General features: G+C 73.1%; 18 protein-coding genes and 1 pseudogene. 6 read left to right on the plus strand and 13 right to left on the minus strand.

Annotated elements, in window-relative coordinates; genetic code table 11:
- Nucleotides 1-30 precede the first annotated feature (30 nt).
- From AMK24_RS25650 to AMK24_RS25665, 4 genes are all read right to left on the minus strand, one after another.
- Nucleotides 31-684, minus strand: a complete 654-nt coding sequence (locus AMK24_RS25650; protein ID WP_073771246.1) for a SurA N-terminal domain-containing protein — start codon at nt 682-684, stop codon at nt 31-33.
- 170 nt (nt 685-854) lie between these two features.
- Complete coding sequence (locus AMK24_RS25655; RefSeq protein ID WP_242435254.1) at nt 855-2,459, minus strand: serine/threonine-protein kinase; 1,605 nt, start codon at nt 2,457-2,459, stop codon at nt 855-857.
- 56 nt (nt 2,460-2,515) lie between these two features.
- Entirely contained in the window at nt 2,516-3,124 is a 609-nt protein-coding gene (locus AMK24_RS25660; protein ID WP_073771248.1) for a hypothetical protein, read from the minus strand.
- Nucleotides 3,125-3,361: 237 nt separating this feature from the next.
- On the minus strand, nt 3,362-5,752 hold the full coding sequence (locus AMK24_RS25665) for an N-6 DNA methylase (protein ID WP_073771249.1): 2,391 nt from the start codon (nt 5,750-5,752) through the stop codon (nt 3,362-3,364).
- Between the two features lie 234 nt (nt 5,753-5,986).
- On the opposite strand from AMK24_RS25665, the gene AMK24_RS25670 reads away from it, so the two are divergent.
- Nucleotides 5,987-6,715, plus strand: coding sequence for a hypothetical protein (locus AMK24_RS25670; protein WP_073771250.1), 729 nt, complete (start codon nt 5,987-5,989; stop codon nt 6,713-6,715).
- An 81-nt stretch (nt 6,716-6,796) separates the two neighbouring features.
- Here the strand turns inward: AMK24_RS25670 and AMK24_RS25675 are convergent, their stop codons facing one another.
- Nucleotides 6,797-7,435: a cysteine hydrolase family protein gene (locus AMK24_RS25675; protein WP_274535083.1), complete on the minus strand. Its 639-nt coding sequence runs from the start codon at nt 7,433-7,435 to the stop codon at nt 6,797-6,799.
- Nucleotides 7,432-8,178 (minus strand): GNAT family N-acetyltransferase, encoded by a 747-nt coding sequence (locus AMK24_RS25680; RefSeq protein WP_073771251.1) that lies wholly within the window; start codon nt 8,176-8,178, stop codon nt 7,432-7,434. Before AMK24_RS25680 ends, AMK24_RS25675 begins: the two co-directional genes overlap by 4 nt.
- Before the next feature lie 254 nt (nt 8,179-8,432).
- Between AMK24_RS25680 and AMK24_RS25685 the strand changes: the two genes are divergently transcribed.
- A complete protein-coding gene (locus AMK24_RS25685) occupies nt 8,433-9,008 on the plus strand; it encodes a GNAT family N-acetyltransferase (protein WP_199876503.1) in 576 nt (191 codons plus the stop codon).
- Nucleotides 9,009-9,110: 102 nt separating this feature from the next.
- Nucleotides 9,111-9,776 carry a hypothetical protein gene (locus AMK24_RS25690; protein WP_073771252.1) on the plus strand — a complete coding sequence of 222 codons (666 nt, stop codon included), beginning with the start codon at nt 9,111-9,113 and terminating at the stop codon, nt 9,774-9,776.
- A gap of 81 nt (nt 9,777-9,857) precedes the next feature.
- On the opposite strand, the gene AMK24_RS25695 is transcribed toward AMK24_RS25690, so the two are convergent.
- Entirely contained in the window at nt 9,858-10,640 is a 783-nt protein-coding gene (locus AMK24_RS25695; protein WP_073771253.1) for an HNH endonuclease family protein, read from the minus strand.
- A 136-nt stretch (nt 10,641-10,776) separates the two neighbouring features.
- Nucleotides 10,777-11,370: a GNAT family N-acetyltransferase gene (locus AMK24_RS25700; protein ID WP_073771254.1), complete on the minus strand. Its 594-nt coding sequence runs from the start codon at nt 11,368-11,370 to the stop codon at nt 10,777-10,779.
- A 343-nt stretch (nt 11,371-11,713) separates the two neighbouring features.
- On the opposite strand from AMK24_RS25700, the pseudogene AMK24_RS25705 reads away from it, so the two are divergent.
- Nucleotides 11,714-12,576 (plus strand): annotated as a pseudogene (locus AMK24_RS25705) (nucleotidyltransferase domain-containing protein).
- Here AMK24_RS25705 and AMK24_RS25710 read toward each other — a convergent pair.
- The gene (locus AMK24_RS25710) at nt 12,564-13,349 is read right to left on the minus strand and encodes a GntR family transcriptional regulator (RefSeq protein WP_073771255.1); all 786 of its coding nucleotides are present in this window, start codon (nt 13,347-13,349) and stop codon (nt 12,564-12,566) included. The pseudogene AMK24_RS25705 and the gene AMK24_RS25710 overlap by 13 nt on opposite strands.
- Nucleotides 13,346-13,885, minus strand: a complete 540-nt coding sequence (locus AMK24_RS25715; RefSeq protein WP_073771314.1) for a GntR family transcriptional regulator — start codon at nt 13,883-13,885, stop codon at nt 13,346-13,348. The genes AMK24_RS25710 and AMK24_RS25715 overlap by 4 nt, the downstream gene beginning before the upstream one ends.
- Nucleotides 13,886-14,028: 143 nt before the next feature.
- On the opposite strand from AMK24_RS25715, the gene AMK24_RS25720 reads away from it, so the two are divergent.
- On the plus strand, nt 14,029-14,421 hold the full coding sequence (locus AMK24_RS25720; RefSeq protein ID WP_073771256.1) for an ATP-binding protein: 393 nt from the start codon (nt 14,029-14,031) through the stop codon (nt 14,419-14,421).
- A gap of 77 nt (nt 14,422-14,498) precedes the next feature.
- On the opposite strand, the gene mfd is transcribed toward AMK24_RS25720, so the two are convergent.
- Nucleotides 14,499-18,032: a transcription-repair coupling factor gene (gene mfd, locus AMK24_RS25725; protein ID WP_073771257.1), complete on the minus strand. Its 3,534-nt coding sequence runs from the start codon at nt 18,030-18,032 to the stop codon at nt 14,499-14,501.
- Nucleotides 18,033-18,527: 495 nt separating this feature from the next.
- On the opposite strand from mfd, the gene AMK24_RS25730 reads away from it, so the two are divergent.
- Nucleotides 18,528-19,208, plus strand: coding sequence for a DNA-binding response regulator (locus tag AMK24_RS25730; RefSeq protein ID WP_384579502.1), 681 nt, complete (start codon nt 18,528-18,530; stop codon nt 19,206-19,208).
- A gap of 173 nt (nt 19,209-19,381) precedes the next feature.
- On the opposite strand, the gene AMK24_RS25735 is transcribed toward AMK24_RS25730, so the two are convergent.
- On the minus strand, nt 19,382-21,967 hold the full coding sequence (locus AMK24_RS25735; RefSeq protein ID WP_073771259.1) for an ABC transporter permease: 2,586 nt from the start codon (nt 21,965-21,967) through the stop codon (nt 19,382-19,384).
- Nucleotides 21,964-22,752 carry an ABC transporter ATP-binding protein gene (locus tag AMK24_RS25740; protein WP_030115480.1) on the minus strand — a complete coding sequence of 263 codons (789 nt, stop codon included), beginning with the start codon at nt 22,750-22,752 and terminating at the stop codon, nt 21,964-21,966. The genes AMK24_RS25735 and AMK24_RS25740 overlap by 4 nt, the downstream gene beginning before the upstream one ends.
- Between the last annotated feature and the right edge of the window lie 117 nt (nt 22,753-22,869).

Below are 22,869 nucleotides of genomic sequence, written 5' to 3' on the forward strand. Positions count from 1 at the left end.
CACCGGACCCGGGCTCCCGTCCCGTACGGGTCAGGCCCCCGTCGGCTGCTCGGGGGTGAACCGGGTGCGCTGGGTGATCCAGGGCGCGCGGTAGTCGCCGAGCTGCATCTTCCGGTCGTCCCAGGTGCCGAAGCGCGGATTGACGTCGATGTCGAGCGCCTTGGACGCCTTGGTCAGCGCCTCCCCCACGGCCTGCTGCCCTGCGGGCGTGCCGAGGTCCACGCCGAGCGCCCGCGCCAGCTTGGGGAGCTGGACCTCCTGCCGCATGTCGGCGTCGATCTGGTCCGGGGCGACCCAGCGCTGCTGGAGCATCATCGCCTCGAACTGCTCCTCGCCGCCCTGCTGGGCGCGGCCGGCCTTCCGCATCTCCTGGATCTCCTTGCGGGTGACCGTGACCCCCGCGTCCTCGGCGGCCCGGTCGAGGATCCGGGTGAAGATCAGCCCGTGCAGCTTGGCGCGGCTGAGCTGGCCCGACTTGTCGACCAGTTGGGCGGCCTGCGGGGAGCTCTCCTGGGCGCTGCGGACCTGGGCGGCGCGGGCCTGGACCGCCGACACCTCGATCCGCTCGCCGCCGACGACGGCCGCCGCCCCGGGGTGGGCCTGGTCGCCGCAGGCCGACAGGAGCGGTGCGGCAACGAGCGTGGCGGCGAGGACGGCGAGCGCGGTGCGACGACGGCGGTGCAAAGGAGCCTCCCGGGGAGAGTTTGTGCATGGGTGCACAAAGCCTTGCGGTGATCGATGTTAGGCAGTGGATGTGGCCCGTGCCACTGATTCGACCAACGATTCGGGAGGAGTTGGGGATGTGGTCCGCGGCGGGGTCCGGTACGGGGCCGGCGGGGCGCTCCGGGCGGCCGTCAGCCGCGGTGCAGGTCCCGCTGGTGGCTGAGCAGGCGGCGCAGGTCCGCCGGCAGCGGGTGGTGCGGCCCGTAGGCGCGCTCGGCGTCGTACAGCAGGGCCTGGAGCTGCGCCCGGCCCGCCGTGTGGTCCCCCACCGCCAGGAGCAGTTGGCCGATGCGGTGCCGGATGTCGAGGGCGCGGCCGGGGTCGGAGGTGATCGGCCCGTAGGCGTTCTCGTAGTACGGCAGGACCGCGCGGTACTCGCCGAGCGCGGCCCCGGCCTCGCCGAGCTGTTCGAGGCACTGGGCCGCGTCGTAGCGGAACTGGAGGGCCTGGGCGTCGGCCGGGCCCGCTTCGGCGGCGCGGTCCTCGGCGAGGCGGCGCAGCTCGGGCAGGGCGCGGCGGTACTGCCCGTCGTCCATCAGCGTCGCGGCGTACTGCTTGCGCAGGATACGGACGACCGGGGAGTGCTCGCCGTGTTCGGCGGCGGCGGCCGGGAGGGTGGCCCCGAGGACGTCGACGGCCTGGGTGATCCGGCCCTCGCCGAGCAGCTTCTTCACCTCGTCCACGGCGCGCGCGACGTCCGCTCCGGCGGGCGACGGCGGCGGGGTGGCGTGGGGCGGGGCGCCGGGGCGTACGGGGGCGGGCGGCGGTGCGGAGGGCGGGCCGGCCGAGGGCGGGTCGGAGGGCTGCGGCGCGCCGAGGCGGGGCGGCGGGGCCGCGAAGGCGGCGGGCGCGGGCGCGGGAGCGGGCGCGGGGGTCGCGGCCCGGTCCGGCCAGGGGGCGTGGGGCCGCAGGAACGGGCGGGTGGGGTCGAGCGGGGCGGCGGGCGCCCCGTGCCGGGGCAGCAGCGGGGCCAGCTCCTCGTACACCTCCTGCGCGGAGGCGGGCCGGGCCTGCGGGTCCTTGGCGAGCAGCCGCAGGACGAGCGCCTCCAGCGCGGCCGGGACCTCGGGACGGGTCCGGCGGACCGGGACCGGGGGCTCGTACAGGTGGCGGTGCAGTACGCCCAGCGCGGTGGATCCGGCGAACGGGACGTCCCCGCTGAGGAGTTCGTGCAGGAGGACCCCGAGGGCGTACAGGTCGGTGTACGGGCCGACCGCGCCGCCCATCGCCTGCTCGGGGGCCATGTAGGCCGGGGAACCGATCGGTGAGCCGGTGTGGGTGAGGCGGGTGGTGTCGGTGTCCAGGACGGAGGCGACGCCCAGGTCGAGGACGGTGACGGTGCCGTCGGGGCGGACCATGACGTTCCGGGGCTTGAGGTCGCGGTGGACGATCGGCACCGCGTGGACCGCGCAGAGGACGGCGCAGAGCTGGGCGGCGACCGCGACGGCCCACGGCCAGGGGTAAGGGTCGTGCTCGGCCAGGTGGTCGGCGAGGTCGGCGCCCTCGACGTACTGCATGACGAGGTAGAGGTCGTCGCCGTCCTCGCCCGCGTCGTGGACGGTGACCAGTCCCGGGTGGTCGACCTGGGCGGTGACCCGGCACTCGCGGACGAACCGGCGGCGCAGTTCGTCGGCCGCGTCGCCGCCGGTGGGGCCGGCGACCCGGTCGGGGCGCACCAGCTTCACCGCGACGCGGCGGTCCAGGCGCCGGTCGTACGCCGTCCACACCTGGCCCATGCCGCCCTGGCCGAGGAGGGCGGCCAGTTCGTACCGGTCGGCGATGATCCGCCCGCTCACCGGCCCTCGCCCTCCTTGTTCTCCTTGCGGAGGTAGTCGCTCAGTTCGTCCAGTTCGGCGCGGACCTGGTCGAGGCGGCGGGGGGCGGGGACGGGCGTGGGCGGGGTGGCCGGCCCGGTGTACGGGTTGGGGTACTGCTCCCGGGGCGGGTGCGGGAGGCGGGGCTGCGGCGGGTACGGGAGCGCGGGAGCGGAGTACGCGGAGTACTCGGCGGGCGGGGGCCCGGCGGCGGTGTACGGGGGCGGGGCGCCGAGGGAGGTGTAGTGGCGTATCTCCGCGCTCAGGTAATAGGTGATCACCGCGGTCAGACCGCCGAGCATCCACGCCGCCATGATCAGGGCCTGGGCGTCCGTCATGTCGTCGGGGTCGTCCGGCGTGGCCAGGACGAAGGCGAACAGCGCGATGTTCGAGGCCGTCACGACCGCCAGCAGGACCCAGTCGCGCGGCCTGCGGGTGACGATCGCGAGTCGCAGCATCGGCGCCCACCCCAGCATGCCGCAGCTCAGCACGGTCACCACCACGAGCGCCACGCGCACCGCGGTGAGCGTCGCCGGGGACGGGCGGGGTGCGACCGGCCGCTGCGGCGTCGGGCCGTAGCCGTGCATGTGCTGCTCCTGGAGGCGGATGACGGACGTGTGGGGTGAGCGTATACACCTCCGCCGACGGGCTGTCCCCGTTGTCCCGACGTCGTGCCGAACCGTTGCGGACCACGGCGGCCGGGCGGCCGGAACGCCCGGGGGCCCCCGGGTTCCGGGATGCGGGGGGGCGTGGCCGCGGCTCCGGGCGTCAGGGCGTCAGGGCGTCAGGGCGTCAGGGCGTCAGGGCGTCAGGGCGTCAGGGCGTCAGGGCGCGACCGTACCGTCCGCCAGGCCGTCGTACATCCCCTGGACGAGCAGCCCGCCGAGCCGCCCCGCCGTCCGCAGCGCGTCCTCGAAGGCGGCCAGTTCACGGAAGCGCTCCCCGTACCGCTGCTGTTCGGCGAGCGGCATCCGGGGCAGTTGGAGGCGGCGCGCGTCCAGCCGGGCGGCGGTGGAGGCGTAGCTGCTGGCCTGCCGGTGGTTGGCGGTACCGCGCAGGAATCCGGCGAGGAACCAGGGGTCGACGGCGGCCGGGTCGGGCCGCAGGAGCTGGAGGTTGCGGCCGAGCACGGACCCGGCCGTCGCCTCGTCCACGACCCGGGCCGCGGTGCCGCCGCCGAGCACGGGCACGACGACGTCGCCGGGTTCGAGCAGGACCGTCTCGTCGGCCGTCCGGCCCGGGGCCTTCGGGCCGGGCGGCGGGACGGGGGCGGCCGGAGCCGCGCCGGTGAGGACGTCGTGCTCGGTGAGGACGGGGAGCGGGACGCTTCCGGGCGCGGCGGTTCCGGTGTGCAGGTGCAGGGCGCCGGCGCGGGCGAGTTCGCCGACCGTGGTGAGCGGCAGGTGCGCGGAGCCGGCGGGGGCGGCGGCCGGGGGGACGAGGCCGGAGGTCAGACGCAGGGTCTCGGCCAGCCTCTCCCGGAGCTCCCCGAGGCCGGACGCGCCGCCTCCGGCCGCCGGGCGCGGGAGATGGCGGGCCGGGGCCAGGTCCACGTCGTCGTCGAGGAGTTCGACCACGGGCACGACGCGGCTGACGCCCTCGGCGTCGGCCCGGTCGCGCCAGGCGCCGAGCACGGCGGCGCGCACGGCGGGCCAGTCGAGCCGTTCACGGCCGCCGCCGGGGACCTTGCCGCCGCCCGTCCTGCCGGCCCCCGCCGTGCCGCCCGCCGTGCCTCCGGGGGCGGAGCCGTCCTCCGGGGCCGGGGAGGCCGGGCCCGGGAGGGCGGTGGTGTCGGCGAGGAGGAGATCGGCGGGGGGCCGCACCCCGGGCTCCGGTCTGCGCACCACCCAGAGGTGGAGCGGGATGCCGTACGGAGGGGCGGCCCCGGCCGGCAGCGCGATGACGGCCTGGAGGGCCCCCCGGCGCAGGAGACCGGCGCGGATACGGCGGCCGGAGCGGCGGGAGGCGGCGGCGGGCGGCATCAGCAGGACGGCGGTTCCACCGTCGCGCAACCGGGCCAGGGCGTGCTGGACCCAGGCGAGTTCGGACTCGGTGCGGGCCGGGAGCCCGTACTCCCAGCGCGGGTCGTAGGCCAGTTCGTCGTGGCCCCAGTTGCGTTCGTTGAACGGCGGGTGACAGAGCACGGTGTCGGCCGCCACCTGCGGGAAGGCGTCGGCCCGCAGGGTGTCGCCGGTACGGACGTCCGGGCCCGGGGCGGCTCCGCGGGGGCCCTCGGCGCCCAGGGCCAGGCGCAGGGCGGTGAGCGCGGCGAGGGCGGGGTCGGCCTCCTGCCCGTACAGCGCGGCGGGGCCGTGGACCGCTCGGAGCAGGGCGCCGGTGCCGGCGGCCGGGTCGAGGACGCTGCGGACGTGCCGGCGGCGGGCGGGCCGGTCCGCTCCCTTCGGGGGCTCGGCGAGCTCCGCCATCAGCTCGGCGAGGTGCGGCGGGGTCAGGGTGTACTGGCGCGGGTTGGCGTCCAGCTGCCGACCGAGCAGGAACTCGAAGACCGGTCCGGCCCCGATCCCGGCGGCCAGTTCGGCGGCGGACCGCAGGAGCGGCACGGACGGCAGCAGGTCCTGCGCGGTGGGGGTGTGAACAGCGCGCGCGCCGGGGGCGGGCGTCGGCGGGTCCGCCGCCCGAGGACCTGCGGGCTCCGGCCGGCCCGCGCCGTGAACACCGGTGGGCTCCGCCCCGCTCTCGGTGTGAACGCCGACGGGCTCCGGCGGAGGCGTGGTGTGAACATCGGCGGACCCGGGACGGGGCGTGGGGGGAGCAGCCGTGGAACCCGCTGCGCCGGGCGTGTGAACAGGGGCGCCCCCGGGCCCGAACCGTGCGGTGAGCACATGGTCCACGGCGTGCGGCAGTAGGGCGGCCATCCGCTCGTCGGGGGACGCCGTGAGCTCCAGCCAGGCGGTGGGCCGGTCGCGGACGACCAGCAGGGCGCAACCGGTGTGGATCAGCGCCTGGACGGCGCCCGCAGGGTGCCCGGCGACCGCCTGCCAGACGCGTTCACGGAGCGGAACCTCCACGAGTTTGCCCTGGTCGCGCAGCCACTGCTCGACCTCGGACAGGGCGAAGGACGGACTGGTCCCGGTGCCGCCCACCGGGTGCGGGAAGTCTGCGTGCCGACGACGCCAGTTGCTGACGGCGGCACGCCCCACGCCCGCGAGTCGGGCGATTTCCGCCGCGGTGACCTCGGTCGCGTTCTCCGGCACTTGACTCTCTCCTTGGCCCGTCCGCCCACCCCGTCGCTCGCCCCGTCGACGGCGGCTGACGCGAGCATAGCGACTCTCTCGCACCACACCCGCAGAGGCCGTTGCCTGACGCTTCACGTGTGAACCGTGTTGACTCGGTTCACAAGGTTTGCTCTTATTGACCCGCCCCACCGGGGCCGTTCTTCCCTCCTCTCTCCGGCGCGTTCCCGCGCCCCTCCTCCCGGAGCCTGACCCATGCGTCTCGTCACCCGTATCTCCGTCAACACCCTTTGCGCGCTGGCCGTCGTCGGCCTCGCCGCCTGCGGCACGGACTCCCCGAAGGAGACCGGGCCGTTCGCCGGTCAGTCGGGCCCGGAGGTGGCCAACAAGGCCCTCAAGGCCACGAACGGGGTGAAGTCCCTGCGGATAGGCCTCGACATGACCACTCCGGACGGCCGGGTCCAGGCGGACTTCGCGTCGAGCCTGGGCGGGGACTGCACCGGGACCATGACGGTGGGCGGCCAGAGCGGCATGGAGGTCGTGAAGACCGGCGGGACGGTCTACACCAAGTTCGACGAGGCCATGCTGCGCGCGCAGATGACGGACGAGCCGAAGGCGGAGGCGGACGCGGCGGTGGAGATGCTCGCGGGCAAGTGGATGGAGTCGAAGGCGTCCGACCCGGACACGGCGGAGGCCATCGAGTTCTGTGACCTGGAGGCGCTTCTGAAGGAGTTCGAGGCGAACGACGGCGCCGCCGAGAAGAAGGGCCCCTCGACGGTCGCGGGCAAGCCGTCCCTGCGGCTCACGGAGAAGGACGGCAAGGAGACGTACACCTTCGACGTGGCCGCCCAGGGCGCCCCGTACCTCCTGCGCGTCACGTCCCGGGGCGGCGAGGAGCCGATGACGATGCACCTCTCCGACTTCGACGCGCCGGTCGTGGCGAAGAAGCCCGCCGCGAAGGACATCGTCGACCTGGAGCAGTAGGACCCGGGCGGCGACGGCCGCCCCAGGGCCTGTCGTCACACCGCCGTCGTCGCCCGAAGGGCGGCGGTGTGACGACAGGCCCTACGGTGCTCCCGGGGGCAGACCGCGGCCGAAGCCGATCTCGGCCGCGGGCAGGACGCGCACCCGGCGGCCGGGGAAGCGGAGGTTCCGGTAGATCTCGTTGTGGTGCGCCACGGACGCCTCCGGTGCGGCGTACGGGCCGGAGCCGTCCGGCCGGAGCGAGGTGGTGTGGCCGTCCGCGACGAGCACCACGTCGTACCCCCGGCTCAGCGCCTGCCGGGCGGTGGACTCGACGCAGATCTCCGTGGCGAACCCGGTGACGACGACCTCGGTGACCCCCCGGCCCCGCAGCAGCGCGTCCAGCCCGGTGCCCAGGAAGCCGTCCGGTGCGGACTTGGGGAGGACCGTGTCGCCGGGGGCGGGGGCCAGTTCGGGCGCGATCCGCCACCCCTCGGTCCCCCGCTCCAGCTCCTCGTCCTCCTGCTGCACCAGTACCACCGGGGCCCCGGCCGACCTGGCCCGCTCCTGGAGGCCGGCGACGGCCGCGACGGTGGCGGACGCCCGGTGGGCGATGGCGACGAGGGCGTTCTGCATGTCGATGACGAGGAGCGCGGAGACTGCCTCCGCCGCGGAGACTGCCTCCGCCGCGGAGACCGCCTCCTCCGCGGCGGCCTCCTCCGCGCCCGGAACCGCCGTCACAGCCGGTGCCGCACCCAGACGTTGGGCTCGGCGTACACCGCGTACCCGTGGGCGAGTGCGCAGTGCACCGGGACCAGCGCCCCCGGCACCTCCACCGGCCCGTCCGTATCGAACGGCAGCCCGGTCCACTCCCGCCACTGCGCGAGCGAGCCGCTCACGGTCATCGACACGGTGGCGACCGAGTCCACCGTCCCGCCGGCCCGGGCGTGGACCCGCAGCCAGGGGTCCTCGGGAAGCCCGTCGTCGGGGCGGGTCAGCCGGACGTACTCCTCCATCGGCAGGGCGGGCCGCAGGTGCTTGCCGCTCGGCCGCACCGGGGCGACGACCTCCCGGAAGCCGAGCCGCCGCGCGTTGTCCCGCATCGCGGCGAGCATCCGGCCCGATATGCCCTTGCCCTGGTGGCCGGTCGCCACCGTGATCTCGATCGCGCCGACCGTGTCGGGCGTGCGCCCGCGCCGCAGGTCCGAGAAGGCCCACAGCAGCATCCGGTCCCAGCCGCCGACCGGGAGTTCCCCGCGCCCGGGGGCGTCCAGCAGGAAGGGCACGCTGTAGGCGCGGGCGACCACCGCCCCGTCCGCGTCGGTGGCGACGAGCACGTACTGCGGGAAATCGACCGCGATCCGGGGGAAGTTCGCCCACCCGACGATGTCCTCCAGCACGAACTCCGGCCAGGTGTCCGGCATCCCGTTCAGGGCGTCGGCCAGCTCCGGGCGCTCGGCGAGGGTGGTGATGTGCAGTTCCATACGCGCGACCCTAGGCAGTCCGTACCGCCCCGACCAGCGAATATCGGTTCCGTGCCGATCGGCTGGCGCTCGGCGCACGGACTGCCGGACCCAGGGGCGGGCCCGGGTCCGGGACGGGTTCCGCCTCCGGCACCGGGCCCGGAGCCGAGGACGGGGCCGGACCCGCCTCCGGGGTCGGACCCGGGTCCGACTCCGTTACCGGCTCCGGTATATGCCCGGCGCGGGACGCCACCGCCCGGCTACCGTCCCGCCGTATGACGACGCCTCCGCCGGGCTCTCCCGGCCCCGCCCCGGCCTCCGCCCCCGTGGCCGTGCGCATCCGGCCGTGCCGGGCCGCCGACCTCGGGCCGCTGGAGCGGCACATGCCCTCGCCCGGCCGGACCCGGCGGCACGCGGCCCGGTTCGACCTCCAGGAGCAGGGGCTCAGCACCTTCCTCACCGCCTGGGCCGACGACGTGCCGGTGGGAACGGCGCAGATCCTGTGGCAGGGCTGCGCGGCCCCCGAGGTACGGGCCCGCTTCCCCGGCTGTCCGGAGCTGAACGGGCTCGGGATCCATCCGCCGGAGCTGCGCTCCCGGGGCATCGGCACGGCGCTGGTCCGGGCGGTGGAGGAGCGGGGCCGCGCGGCCGGGCACGCGCTGATCGGTCTGGGCGTGGACGACGCCAACCACCGCGCCGCCGCGCTCTACCTCCGGATCGGCTACCGGGAGACGGGCTGCCGGTACGTGGACCGGTACGCGTACCTCGACGACGAGGGCGTCCGGCACGAGGTCGCGGACCCGGCGCGCTTCCTGGTCAAGGACCTGCCGGAAGGGGCGGGCGAGGGGTAGTCCGACCGACGCGGTCCGGCCGGAACCGTGAGGTGTGCATGCCGCGTCCCCACCCGTGACTTCCCCCCGTGCCGTCGCACGCCACCCCTGAGGAGCAGAACCATGGCCCAGCCCCAGCCCGGCAGTACGCCGAGCCGCCCCCGCAGAGGCGCCGGATGCCTGCAGAGCCTGCTGGTGCTCGCGGTGATCCTCGGCCTGGGCTACGGGGCGTCCAAGATCTTCGGTGACGAGTCGTCGAAGTCGAAGGCCTCCTCGTCCGCTTCGTCCGCATCGGACGGCAAGGGCGGCTCCTGGGAGATCGGCGACTGCGGAGGCCCGGATCCGGAGAACAAGCCGGACGGCTACCGGGCCTTCGACTGCGACGAGTCGGGCGCGACCTTCAAGGCGCTGGAGGTCAAGAGCGCGAGCATCATGCCCAACGCGATCCAGTGCCCGGCCGGCACGGACCTGATCATCCAGGTCTCCCGGGTCTTCGGCTCCGGCGACGGCAAGAAGGGCGGCGGCATCCCCACCAACACGGTCTGCGGCCGCAACCTGACCGGGGACCACCCCGGTGACGCGGGCGCCGGCGGCGGCCAGCTCGTGGAGGGCGACTGCGTGTCGGCGACGGCCAAGGAGATCGTCTGCGCCTCGGCCGGGGCGAGCGACTTCAAGGTGCTCGGGCTCGTCGACAAGAAGACCGAGTGCCCGGCGGCGACCACGGAGCCCATGCAGCTGATGATGGCGCTCGGCCGCCCGTACAACGTCATCTGCGGCGGCAAGGTCTGACCGGCCCCCCTGCCCGCGCACGCCGCGCCTTCTTCGGGGCCGCTCCTTCGGGGCGGCCCCGACCGGCGTTTCGGGGGCGGGTCAGCCGCCGCACTGGGCGAGCATGGCCCGCTTGTCGGCCGTCGTGACGGGAAGCCCGTACTTCAGGGACACCTGGGCGAACCGCACCGCGTAGGAGCAGCGGATCGGCTTGTACGGCGGCAGCCAGGAGGCGGGGCCGGAGTCCCGCTTGGCGTTGTTGGCCGGGCCGTCCACCGGGAGGAGGTTGAGCGGGTCGTTGGCGATCTGTTCGCGCTTGGACTCGTTCCAGCGGGCGGCGCCCATCTGCCAGTCGTAGGACAGCGGCATCACGTGGTCGATCTGAACCTCGGTGGCCTGCTGCTTGCGCCAGTCGATGGTCTCGCCCGTGTAGGGGTCCTGGAGCGTCATCGCCATGACGATGCAGTCGGACCCCGCCTTGTGCTCGACGTCCTTGCCGTCCCGGGCGAGCAGGTCGTTGCGGGTGTCGCAGCCGTTGCGGGCGAGCGGGATGCCGTCGATCCCGTCCTTCCAGGCGTAGCCGAACTTCTTCCGCTCGTAACCGGTCCTGGGGCCGCGCCCCTTCGTGGCCACCTTCTCGATGATCTTCCGGGCGGCGGCCCGGTCCGCGTCGCCGGTGAGCGGGGCGAGCCCCGGCTTCGTACCGTCCGGATTGTCCAGCGGGCTCGCGCCGAAGCCCTCGGCGGACTGCGCGCCGTCCTTGGTCCCCCCGCTCGTGGCGCCCCCTTCGGCGGCGAGGTCGTCGGGGTCGCAGCCCGCCAGGGCGAGCACGACGAGGACGCCGATGGCGGGCAGGGCCGCTCGGTGCGTACGGGGAGCTATCACGTGAAGCCGTCCTGACGGGGAGAAGACCGAACGCCGAGAATCCTATGAGCGTCTTCCCCGTGGAGGCGGCTTCCATGACCGCGCTCATGCCGTCCCCGGCGGTGAGGGGCTGGACCGGGCCAGGGCACGGGCACGGCTATCGGTCGGCGGGGCCGTCGAGAGAGCGGCTCATGAACAGTGCCGTCTCCCCCTCGGACTCGGTGCCGCTGTAGAGGGAGGTGTCCAGGCCGCAGAGCGCGAACCCCATCCGCCGGTAGGCGCGGATGGCCGGAGCGTTGATGTTCGTCACCTCCAGCCAGACGTGGCCGGCACCGCATGTCCGGGCCCAGTCGATGGCATGGTTCATCAGCGTGCGGCCGATTCCCCGGCCCTGGTACGGCGCGGCCACCTCGATGTCGGCGATGACCAGCCGCCGGTTCCAGGGCTCGTACTCCGTGTCCACGTAGCCGCACACGCGATCACCGTCCAGCGCTACGAACCGGCGCGCACCCGTCGACGGTTCACCGCCCTCGGGCTCGTCGTCGGGGAAGACCTTGTGGATCGGCCGGTCCAGCCGGACAGGCCGAAGGGAGAACCCGGCCCCGCCGGAGTCGACCACCTCGAAGACGGTGTCCGAGCTGAACTCCCCTTTGATGACGGCTGTCCTGTCCCTCTCGCTCTCAGCCACGCGATAGGTGACGGCCCCCTCCGCCACCCCGTGCCCGGCCGGTTCACTGTCAGGTCGCGTCATGTCCGCACCGTACCGGTCCGCCGCACCACGACGGCCGGGGTCCGCCCGCCGGCCGATCCGTCACCGGCGGTCCCGGAACCGCCGCCGGAGGAACGGGCCCTACGGCTCGCCGCCTACGGGCGGGCGAGCCTGGCGACGCGGCAGCCGGCTTCGCTGCTCGGACATCGCACCGGTGGTCGGAACCCAGGCCTGACGCCGCACCGGGACGACCCGTAGGCTTGCCCTCATGGGCGTCTTCTCCTGAGCGACGAGCGAGGTCCCGCACCGGGACCGGAAGCAGCCCGGCGTCGAGCACCGGGCACCGTTCGTCTGCCCACGTACCCCCCTCTCAGGAGACCCGGCCATGCCGCACACCCGGCCCATCCACGCCCCCCTGCCCGCCGACGCCCTGGCCCGCCGTATCGAACTGCTGCGTACTACGGCCGATGCCGACCCCCGCGTCGAGGGCGTCCTGCTGTACGGCTCCTGGACGCTCGGTGAGGCGGACGCCCACTCGGACCTGGACGCGTACCTCTACGTACGGGAGGGGACGTCGACGCCTTCGACGGGCGGGAGTTCGTGGAACGGCTGGCCCCGCTGAAGCTGGCGTACACCAACATGTACGGCATCCTCGCCGTGGTCTTCGACGACCTGATGCGCGGCGAGTTCCACGTCGAGCCCGCCGGCCCCGGCATCGCGGAGATCGCCACCTGGCGCGGCCAGGTCCACTTCCCCCGCCCCGAAGCGGCCATGCTCCTGGACCGAGCCGGGCATCTGACCGCCGCCGCCCGGGAACTGGCCGCCTTCAGGCCGCCCGAGCCGGTGGCCACCGCCCAGCAGCTCACCGACGAACTGGCCAACTGGACCCTGATGCTGGCCCACGTCCAGGCCCGGGGCGAGCACGCCCGCGCCCACACCCTGCTGCACGCCGTCATCGCCCCGCTCCAGCTCAAGCTCTGCCGCCTGCTGCGCGGCTCGACCACCCACTGGCTCACCCCGAGCCGCGCCCTGGAGGCGGACCTGCCCGTGGCGGACGTCGAGCGGTACGCCACGACCACCGCCGCCCTGGCTCCGGAGGCCCTGCGCACGGCGGCGACGAACAGCTGGGAGTGGAGCCGGGAGCTGGCTGCGGAGGCGGCGGCCCGGTGGGGGACGCGGCTGCCGCTGGGGCTGCACGAGGAGATCGCGCAGATGCTGCCGGGGGCAGGGCGGCCTCAACCGGACTGAGGCGTGAACGAGTACTGCACCTCGTACAAGTGCCCCGCCTTGACCATCACCGTGGCCTCGATGGGCCGGTCGTCGTCGCTGAACACCACCCGCAGCGTACGCAGGACCGGCAGATCACCGGGGAGCCGGAGCAAGCGGTACTGCTCCTGGGTCGCTACGCGTGCCGAGACCCGGTCGACGCTGAGCCGGGGCGGGTAGCCGAGGGAGGCCAGGAGGGTGGGCGTGCCTCCGGGGATGCGGCGGGGTTCGGTGAGGGCGGTGCCTTCGGCGATGTCCAGCGGGTAGTAGGAGGCGACGAGTTCTGCGGGCTCGTCGTCGATCGACAGGAGTTGGTGGCGGAGGACGGCCGTGCCGCCCGATGGAAGCGCGAGGGCGTCCGCGACATCCGCCGGCGGTTCGGCCTCTGTAACGTCCAGGAGGGTGCTGCGAGCGCGGCTGCCCGAGTTCTTCGCCTCCGTCAGCCAGCGATACGGCTCCCCCGTCGTGGACGGCGCCATGTACGCGGCGGGCCGTATCGTGCGCTGCCGGTGCTCGCGTACGGTCACCGCCGCGCCCGCCCGGCCGACCACGAGATGCTCACTCTTGAGGAGTTGCAGGGCCTTCTGAACCGTGGCGTTCGCGGCGCCGAACCGCTCCTTCAACTGGGCTGTGGAGGGCAGGCTGTCACCCGGGGCCAGGTCCCCGGACATGATGTCGTCCCGCAGATCGGCGGCGATCCGCTCGTGCAGGGGGCGGCCGTCCGCCTCTTCCGTCTCCGGTCCGCGCACCCTCATCCGATCCTGATCTCGTACCGCAGCTTCTGCCCCCGCGGCGGCATGACCATCGCATCGACCTGGAGCGGCCGGTCCTGCGCGTCGAGCGTGAGCCGGGTCAGCTCCAGCACCGGCTCGTCGGCCTTGAGAGCCAGCTCCTCGCGTTCGCTCCCGGACGGCATACGGGCAACCACATCTTCCTGCGCCCGGACTCCAATGTGCCCGAGTTCGGCGAGCAGCCGGACAGCCCCTCCCCGGATCTTCGCCGTGCCGGCCAGCCCTGTGCCCCGCGCGATCTCCACGGGGTAGTAGGTGTCGGTCAACTCGCGCGGTTCGCCATCGAGATACATGATCCGCCGCCGTCCGACGACCTGTCCGCCGGGTTCCACCGCGAGCAGGCCCGCCACGTGCTCCGGTGCGGCGATTTCACCGGCACTCACGATCTTCTGTGTGCCCCGTCGTCCCGCCGATGCCGCCTCGGCGCTCCAGACGTCGCCTCCACCCTCCGCCGTCGTCAGGTAGCGAGTGGACGCACTGATCACTTCGCCCTCACCCATGGCCTCCTCCTTCGCCGACGACGGACCTTGCCGGTGCACACGGTAGGCGACTCCGTCGAACACCCCAAAGAGCACCCTGCCGCCTTTCGCGAATAGCAGTACGGGCATCCCGTTGCGACCCACGAGCAAGGCGGTGAACCACCGTGTCCTCTTCGCAGTTACGGCGCTTACCCCGACGGCGCACATCCGTCGGCGCCTCACGCGATTTCGTCGTCCATGTCCTCAGGGAGTGGCAGCTCACGGACCTGATCGACGACATAGAGCTCTGCGCCTCGGAACTGGCGACCAACGCCCTGCTCCACGGCGTCCCACCGGGCCGGGAATTCGCCGTCCGGCTCGATCTGACGACCGACCTCGTACGGCTGGAGGTCCGGGACAGCGGCGAGGGGCAGCCGGAGATGCGGCACGCGGACGAGAGCAGTTGCTCAGGGCGCGGCCTGTTCCTCGTCGGTGAACTCGCCGCGGACTTCGGCGTCGACCACCATGTCGTGGGCAAGACGGTGTGGGCCGCGTTCAAGCGGCCCGCGACGCCGTAGCGGCCTCGGGCCGGAAGCCTCGGGCCCCGCCGGATGAGCAAACCCTGCGGGGCCCGGTCGTCCACGCCGTGACCGGGCTACGACCCCAGGATCGTCGTCAGGAACTCGCCCGTCCACGCCAGCAGTTCGCGGCCGATCACCGGCTTGCCGCCGATCCTGCCCGTCGTCGGGCGCGGGACCAGGATCTGGTGGGCGGTCGGCTTGATGACCGTCTTGGGGTGCAGGCGCTTCAGGCGCAGTTCCTGGGACTCGCGCAACTCCACCGGGGCGAAGCGGATGTTGGAGCCCTGGAGGACGATCTCGCCGACGCCGCACGCGCGGGCCAGCATGCGCAGACCGGCGACCAGGAGGAGGTTCTCGACCGGCTCGGGCAGGGGCCCGTAGCGGTCGGTGAGCTCCTCGCGGACCGCGCGGATGTCGTCCTCCGACGAGGCCGAGGCGATCGCCCGGTACGCCTGGAGACGCAGCCGCTCGCCGGGGGCGTAGTCGTGCGGGACGTGCGCGTCGACGGGCAGCTCGATCTTGACCTCCAGCGGCGGCTCCTCCTCGACGCCCCCCTCCATCTGAGCGCGGTAGTCCGCGACCGCCTCCCCGACCATGCGGACGTACAGGTCGAAGCCGACGCCCGCGATGTGGCCGGACTGCTCGCCGCCGAGGAGGTTGCCCGCACCGCGGATCTCCAGGTCCTTCATCGCCACGTACATGCCCGCGCCCATCTCCGTGTGCTGGGCGATGGTCGCCAGGCGCTCGTGGGCGGTCTCGGTGAGCGGCTTCTCCGGGGGGTACAGGAAGTAGGCGTAACCCCGGTCGCGGCCACGGCCCACCCGGCCGCGCAGCTGGTGCAGCTGGGAGAGGCCGAAGTTGTCGCCGCGCTCCACGATCAGGGTGTTGGCGTTGGAGATGTCGATGCCCGACTCGACGATCGTCGTGGAGACCAGCACGTCGAACTTCTTCTCCCAGAAGTCCACCACCACCTGCTCCAGGGCCTGCTCGGACATCTGGCCGTGGGCGGTGGCGATGCGGGCCTCGGGGACGATCTCGCGCAGCCGGGCGGCGGCCCGGTCGATGGACTCGACCCGGTTGTGGATGTAGAACACCTGGCCCTCGCGCAGCAGTTCGCGGCGGATCGCCGCGCCGATCTGCTTCTCCTCGTACGGGCCGACGAACGTGAGCACCGGGTGGCGCTCCTCCGGCGGGGTGGTGATCGTGGACATCTCGCGGATGCCGGTGACCGCCATTTCGAGCGTACGGGGAATGGGGGTGGCGGACATGGTGAGCACGTCGACGTTGGCGCGGAGCTTCTTCAGCTGCTCCTTGTGCTCGACGCCGAACCGCTGCTCCTCGTCCACGATGACCAGGCCCAGGTCCTTGAACTTCGTCTCGGAGGAGAACAGGCGGTGCGTGCCGATGACCAGGTCGACCGAGCCGTCCTTGAGCCCTTCGAGCGTCGCCCTGGACTCCGCCTCGGACTGGAAACGGCTCAACGCGCGCACATTGACCGGGAATTGTGCGTAGCGCTCCGTGAACGTGCCGTAGTGCTGCTGGACCAGGAGCGTGGTGGGCACGAGGACCGCCACCTGCTTGCCGTCCTGCACTGCCTTGAACGCGGCCCGGACCGCGATCTCCGTCTTGCCGTAGCCGACGTCGCCGCAGATCAGCCGGTCCATCGGGACCGTCTTCTCCATGTCCTCCTTGACCTCGGCGATCGTGGACAGCTGGTCGGGCGTCTCCGCGTACGGGAACGCGTCCTCCAGCTCCCGCTGCCACGGGGTGTCCGCGCCGAAGGCGTGGCCGGGGGCCGCCATCCGCGCGCTGTACAGCTTGATCAGGTCGGCGGCGATCTCCTTGACCGCCTTCTTCGCCCGCTGCTTCGTCTTCGTCCAGTCCGCCCCGCCGAGCCGGTGCAGCGTCGGGGCCTCGCCGCCGACGTACTTGGTCACCTGCTCCAGCTGGTCGGTCGGGATGTAGAGGCGGTCGCCGGGCTGGCCGCGCTTGGCCGGGGCGTACTCGACCAGCAGGTACTCGCGGGTGGCGCCCTGGACGGTGCGCTGCACCATCTCCACGTACCGGCCGACGCCGTGCTGCTCGTGGACGATGTAGTCGCCGGCCTCCAGCGTCAGCGGGTCGATCGTCTTGCGGCGGCGGGCCGGCATCCGGCCCAGGTCCTTGGTGGCGGTGCGCTGGCCGGTGAGGTCGGTCTCGGTGAGCACGGCGAGCTTCAGCGCCGGGTCCACGAAGCCCTGGTCGATCGCCCCGCAGGAGACGTGCACCAGCGACGGGGTGATCTCGTCCAGATCCGCGTCGAGGCGGGCCGCGATGCCCTCGCCGCTCAGCACCTCCACCGTACGGGAGGCGAGCCCCTGGCCCTCCGTGACGTACACCGTGCGCCAGCCGTCGGCCAGCCAGCCCTTGGTGTCGGCCAGCGCCCGGGCCGTGTCGCCCCGGTACGCCTCGGGGGCGTGCATGGAGAGCCGGAGGGTGTCGTCGTCGTGGTCGGCTGCGTCCGAGGCGAACGGGGAGACCGTCCACCACATCATGCCCAGCTCACGGGCCCGGTCCCGGACGTCCGCGATGCCCCACAGCGAGGCCGCGCCCACGTCGATCGGGGCCTCCCCGCCGCCCGCGCTCGCCGCCCACGACGCCTGGAGGAACTCCTGGCTCGTGGCGACCAGGTCGGCCGCCCGCGTCCGGACCCGCTCCGGGTCGCAGACGATCGCCATCGCGTTCTCCGGCAGGACGTCGAGCAGCAGCTCCATCTCGTCGACCAGGACCGGGGCCAGGGACTCCATGCCCTCGACCGCGATGCCCTCCGCGATCTTGCCGAGCAGCTCGCCCAGCTCCGGGTGGGCCTCGGCCAGGGCCGCCGCCCGCTCCCGCACCTCGTCGGTCAGCAGGAGCTCACGGCAGGGCGGCGCCCACAGTCCGTGCGCGGCGACTTCCAGGGAGCGCTGGTCAGCGATCTTGAAGTAGCGGATCTCCTCGACGTCGTCGCCCCAGAACTCCACCCGGAGGGGGTGCTCCTCGGTCGGCGGGAAGACGTCCAGAATGCCGCCGCGCACGGCGAACTCGCCGCGCTTCTCGACCAGTTCCACCCGGGAGTACGCGGCGGCCGCCAGCGCTTCCACCACCTCGCCCAGGTCCGCGCTCTGCCCCCCGGCCAGCGACACCGGTTCCAGCTCGCCGAGCCCCTTGACCTGCGGCTGGAGCACGGAGCGGATCGGCGCGACGACGACCGACACCGGGCCGGTCTCCGGGTCGTCCTCACGCGGGTGGGCCAGCCGCCGCAGCACGGCGAGCCGTCGGCCCACGGTGTCCGAGCGCGGCGAGAGCCGTTCGTGCGGCAGGGTCTCCCAGGAGGGGTACTCCGCGACCGTGTCCGGCGGCAGGAGGGTGCGCAGGGCGGCGGCCAGGTCCTCGGCCTCCCGCCCCGTCGCGGTGACGGCCAGCACGGTACGGCCGGTCTGCCGGGCCAGCGCGGCCACGGCGAACGGCCGTGCGCCGGGCGGGCCCACCAGGTCGACATGGGGCCGGTGCCCGTCCCCGGCGGCCTTCACCGCCTCGGCGAGCGCCGGGTCGGTGACGACGACGTCCAGCAGACCGTGCAGACTCATGAAGTTTCCGTCCGGGTGATCAAGGGGTACCGGCAGCAGGCTGCTGCCGGCGGGCGAGCAACGCGAAGGGCCCGACACGTGAGACGGGCCGGGTGGATTCCAGGGTACGGCCAGGGGCTGACAGCCGCGTCCGCAACGGGTGGGGCGGAGCCGCCGGGCGGGGCGGGCCGGGCCCGCCGTCCGTCGTCCGTCGTCCGTCGTGCGGACCGTGCCGCTCGGCGGCCGTCGCACACCGTTCATCTCCGTATCGCACACAGTTGCGTCCGGTCCCCTCACAGAAGGGGGCTCAGCCTCTGGTCTTTGCCCGACCATCGCACGGGCACGCGCACACGGACACCGTCCGGACCCCCGGACCGGTATGTCGGCCGACGCGTCCCACCAGCGGTACCGGCACGGGCGGAACGGGCAGCGGCCGGGACGGGCGGCGCGGGGTGGTCCCCCTCGGCGCACGGCCCACGGCAGCAGGCAGCGGGGGCGTACGTGGACGAGAACGAGATGTCTGTCTTCGGGGTTCCGGAGGCCGAGGAAGAGATCTACCGGCACTTCCTGCGCAACCCCGGTACGCGCGCCGACGGCCTCCGCCTCCTGCCGCGCTCCCCGCCCGGGGAGGCCCGCGACCGGATCGCCCGGCTCCAGGAGCTGGGGCTGCTGCACGCCGAGGACGCGGAGGGGCGGATCTTCCCGGCGGAACCCGAGGCGGCCCTCGCCCGGCTGGTGGACATCCGACTCCACGCGCTCCACCAGGAGCTGCGGCGCGTCACCCGATCGTGGCACGTCATTGATGGTCTACGCGCGGAGCAGGGGGCTCGTGCCACCCGGCCGCGGGACGTCGGGCCCCGTGCGGCGCCGGCCAGGACCCGTGAACGGGTCGACCTGTTCGCGGGGGCCGGGGAGTACGCGGGCGACCCGGCCGGGACGGGCGGCGCCGGTACGGGCCGCTTTCCTGCGGGCGGCGCCGGTACGGGCGGTGGAAAGGCAGCCGGTCCCCGCCCGTCCGGGATCGAGCGCCGGGTGCTCATGTCGATGTGCACGGTGGGCAAGGACGAAGCGGGCGCCCGGAGGCTGGGGGTGTCGGTACGGACCTACCGGCGGCATGTCGCCGACCTGATGCAGACCCTGGGCGCGGCCAGCCGGGCCCGGGCCGCCCTGCTGGCCCGCGAGCGCGGCTGGATCTGAGGGCCCCCGGGCCCACGGGCCGGTCCCGGGGCGGGAACGCACGGCGCCGGGACGGGGTCGGGCCGCGGTCCGGAACGGGTTCGGCTCCGGGACGTTTGGAGGAACGTCCCGGAGCCTGCCGTCATCCTACGGTGACGCCCGAAGGGTCACCCGTGCCGGGAGGGGGCCCCGGCTCACCCGTCCGTCGCGATGGCGTTCAGGACGTTCATCCGACCCGCCCGGAAGGCCGGGACGAGGGCGGCGAACAGTCCGACGAGCGCCGAACAGGCGAACACCGTGAGGATCGTGGGCCACGGGATCTCCAGGACCTCCAGCCCCTCCAGAGCCAGCAGCTTCTGGGCGGCGGTGCCCCAGCCCATTCCGAGTCCGAGGCCGAGCAGGGCCCCGAAGAGGGCGATGACCACGGACTCCAGCCGGATCATGCGGCGCAGTTGGCGGCGGGAGAGGCCGATGGCACGCATCAGGCCGATCTCCCGGGTCCGCTCCACCACGGAGAGGGCGAGGGTGTTCACCACACCGAGGACCGCGACGATGATCGCCAGGGCGAGCAGGCCGTACACGATGTTCAGCAGCTGGCCGACCTGGTCCTTGAGCGTCTCCTTGAAGTCGGCCTGGTTCTGCACGGAGTAGACCGGGTATTCCGCGAGGGCGCTCTTGAGGGCCGCGTACGCCTCCTTCTCCTTGCCCTCCTCTGCCTTGGCGAACATGACCGCGTTCTGCGGCATCCGGTCGGCCGCGACGTAGGAGGCCGCCGTGGTGAGGTTGACGTACATCGCCCCGCGGTCGATGTTGGTGTCGTCGGAGGTGATGGCCGCCACGGTGAGCTTCGCGGTCTTCCCCTCCTTGAAGGCGACGGTCATGGTGTCGCCGACCTTCACCCCGTGCTTCTCCGCGTAGTCCTCCCCGACGGACATCGCGTCCTTGGCGTACGCCTTCGCCAGGTCGCCGGAGAGCGCCGTGCGGCGGACGTCCTGCTGGTAGGTCGGGTCGGCGGCGGTGATCCCCTCGTCCACCGTCTTCCCGTTCGGGGCGGTGATCTTCGCCTTGAGGAAGGCGTAGTCCGTCACGTGCTCCAGACCGGGCACGGCGTGCACGGCGTCGGCGGCCTGGGGCACGATCGGGCGGCCGGTGCCGCCGTCCTGGACGATGAAGTCCGCGCCGACCGACTTGTCGAGCTCCTCGGTGGCCGAGGCCACCATGGACGAGCCGACGACGGACAGGCATGCCACCAGGGCGAGCCCGATCATCAGGGCCGCGCCGGTCGCTCCCGTACGGCGGGGGTTGCGCAGAGCGTTGCGCTCGGCCAGCCGGCCGACCGGGCCGAAGAGCCGCAGGACGACGACGCTCAGGGCGCGGACCACGACACCGGCCAGGAGCGGGCCGATCACGATGAAGCCGATCAGGGTCAGCAGCACGCCGAGGGCGAGGTACATCGAGCCTTCGGTGGCCTTGTCGGCCTGGGTGGTCACCCACAGGGCCGCACCACCGGCGGCCGTCAGGACGAGGCCGATGCCGGCCCTGATCCAGCCGGACCGGCTGTCGGCGGGGGTCCCGGCGTCGCGCAGGGCGGCCATCGGGGACACCTTGCCGGCCCGGCGCGCCGGTATGTACGCGGCGAGGACGGTGACGACGACGCCGAGCAGCAGGCCGACGACCGGGGTCGTCCAGGCAACGGTGAGGTCGCCGGTGGACAGCTCCATGCCGACGGCGCTCATCATCTTCATCAGCCCGACCGCGAGGCCGACGCCGGCGGCGACGCCGAGCAGGGAGCCGACGATGCCGAGGAGGACCGCCTCCAGCAGCACGGAGCGGTTGACCTGCTTGCGGCTGGAGCCGATGGCCCGCATCAGCCCGATCTCACGGGTGCGCTGGGCGACCAGCATCGAGAAGGTGTTGACGATGAGGAAGATGCCGACGAGGAAGGCGATCCCGGCGAAGCCGAGCATCGCGTACTTCATGACGTCCAGAAAGGCGCCCATGGAGTCCTTGTTGGCGTCGGCGGACTCCTTCTGGGTCTGCAGCTTGTACGCGGCCGAGCCGTCGAGGGCGGCGGCCACGTTCTCCTTGAGCTGGGTGTCGCTGACTCCGCTCTCCGCGGTCACGAGGACCTGGGTGAAGACGTCCGGGGCGCCCAGCAGGTGCTTCTGGGCGGTGGCGGTGTCGAGGTAGACGACGGCCGCGCCCGGGTTGGTGACGGTGAAGGCCGCGATGCCGCCGATCTTCGCCCTGAGGTCGCCGGTCGCGGCGATGATCCGCAGTTCGTCGCCGATCCCGAGCTTGTGCTTCTTCGCGGTGTCGGCGTCGACCATCACCTCGGTGGGGCCGCGGGGCGCGTGCCCGGAGGTGATCTCCATCGACCGCAGGTCGTTCTTCGTCCAGTTGCTCGCGATGGTGGGGGCGCCGGTCTGCGAACCCATGTTCTCGTTCTCGCTGTTGACGACCGTGACCGCCAGGGAGAACGCGGAACCCTCGGCGCGCTCCACCCCGTCGGCCTTCGCGACCCGCTGGACCAGGGAGGCGGGCAGGGAGGCGGGCTTCCCGTTGTCGGGCTGCTCCTCGGCGCCCTCGGCGTCCTTCGGGCTGACGGTGACGTCGGGTGAGGAGACGGTGAAGAGCTTGTCGAAGGTGGTGTTCATCGTGTCGGTGAACACGAGGGTGCCGCAGACGAACGCGACGGAGAGCAGCACCGCCACGGCGGAGAGGGCCATCCGTCCCTTGTGCGCGAGGAAATTGCGCACGGAGGTCTTCCAGACGGTCATGACGTCCGCCCGCGGGCGTCGAAGTTCTTCATGCGGTCGAGGACCTGCTCGGCGGTCGGGTGGTGCATCTCGTCGACGATGGAGCCGTCGGCGAGATACAGCACCCGGTCCGCGTAGGAGGCGGCGACGGGGTCGTGGGTGACCATGACGATGGTCTGGCCCAGCTCGTCGACCGACTTGCGGAGGAAGGAGAGGACTTCGGCCCCGGCGCGGGAGTCCAGGTTCCCGGTGGGCTCGTCGCCGAAGATGATCTCCGGCCGGGCGGCGAGCGCCCGGGCGACGGCGACGCGCTGCTGCTGGCCGCCGGAGAGCTGGGTGGGCCGGTGCTTGAGGCGCTCGGCGAGCCCGACCGTCTCCACGACCTGCTGGAGCCAGCCGGCGTCCGGCTTGCGGCCCGCGATGTCCATGGGCAGCGTGATGTTCTCGATGGCGTTGAGCGTCGGGAGCAGGTTGAACGCCTGGAAGATGAACCCGATCCGGTCACGCCGGAGTTGGGTGAGCTTCTTGTCCTTGAGCTTGGTGATCTCGGTCTCGTCGAGGAAGATCTCGCCCGACGTCACCGTGTCCAGCCCGGCCAGGCAGTGCATCAGGGTCGACTTGCCGGAGCCGGACGGGCCCATGATCGCCGTGAACTGGCCGCGGGCTATGTCCACATCGACGTGGTCGAGCGCGACGACCCGGGTCTCGCCGGTGCCGTATGCCTTCACGACCTGCCGCGCTCGTGCCGCGACGGCCGTACGCCCTCCAGTGCCCCCGTGCCTGGGAATGGTCACAGCCGTTGTCACGGTTTTACTCCTATGTCGGTCGATGATGTGACGTCCTTGGGTACGGTCCGATTCTGACGGCGTGACCGTGCCCGGCGCGATGGTGCTCAGCGCAGTCTTCGGGTGGGGTTTTCCCCA

This window comes from Streptomyces sp. CB02366, assembly GCF_001905905.1.
In the GTDB taxonomy this organism is placed as follows: Bacteria; Actinomycetota; Actinomycetes; order Streptomycetales; family Streptomycetaceae; genus Streptomyces.

Bases quoted from the DNA above. Each gene is read 5' to 3' on its own strand.
- AMK24_RS25655 (WP_242435254.1), bottom strand. From the start codon at position 2,459: ATGGGCCAGGTGTGGACGGCGTACGACCGGCGCCTGGACCGCCGCGTC.
- AMK24_RS25660 (WP_073771248.1), bottom strand. From the start codon at position 3,124: ATGCACGGCTACGGCCCGACGCCGCAGCGGCCGGTCGCACCCCGCCCG.
- AMK24_RS25670 (WP_073771250.1), top strand. From the start codon at position 5,987: ATGCGTCTCGTCACCCGTATCTCCGTCAACACCCTTTGCGCGCTGGCC.
- AMK24_RS25680 (WP_073771251.1), bottom strand. From the start codon at position 8,178: ATGGAACTGCACATCACCACCCTCGCCGAGCGCCCGGAGCTGGCCGAC.
- AMK24_RS25685 (WP_199876503.1), top strand. From the start codon at position 8,433: ATGACGACGCCTCCGCCGGGCTCTCCCGGCCCCGCCCCGGCCTCCGCC.
- AMK24_RS25690 (WP_073771252.1), top strand. From the start codon at position 9,111: ATGGCCCAGCCCCAGCCCGGCAGTACGCCGAGCCGCCCCCGCAGAGGC.
- AMK24_RS25700 (WP_073771254.1), bottom strand. From the start codon at position 11,370: ATGACGCGACCTGACAGTGAACCGGCCGGGCACGGGGTGGCGGAGGGG.
- AMK24_RS25710 (WP_073771255.1), bottom strand. From the start codon at position 13,349: ATGAGGGTGCGCGGACCGGAGACGGAAGAGGCGGACGGCCGCCCCCTG.
- AMK24_RS25715 (WP_073771314.1), bottom strand. From the start codon at position 13,885: ATGGGTGAGGGCGAAGTGATCAGTGCGTCCACTCGCTACCTGACGACG.
- mfd (WP_073771257.1), bottom strand. From the start codon at position 18,032: ATGAGTCTGCACGGTCTGCTGGACGTCGTCGTCACCGACCCGGCGCTC.
- AMK24_RS25730 (WP_384579502.1), top strand. From the start codon at position 18,528: ATGTCTGTCTTCGGGGTTCCGGAGGCCGAGGAAGAGATCTACCGGCAC.
- AMK24_RS25735 (WP_073771259.1), bottom strand. From the start codon at position 21,967: ATGACCGTCTGGAAGACCTCCGTGCGCAATTTCCTCGCGCACAAGGGA.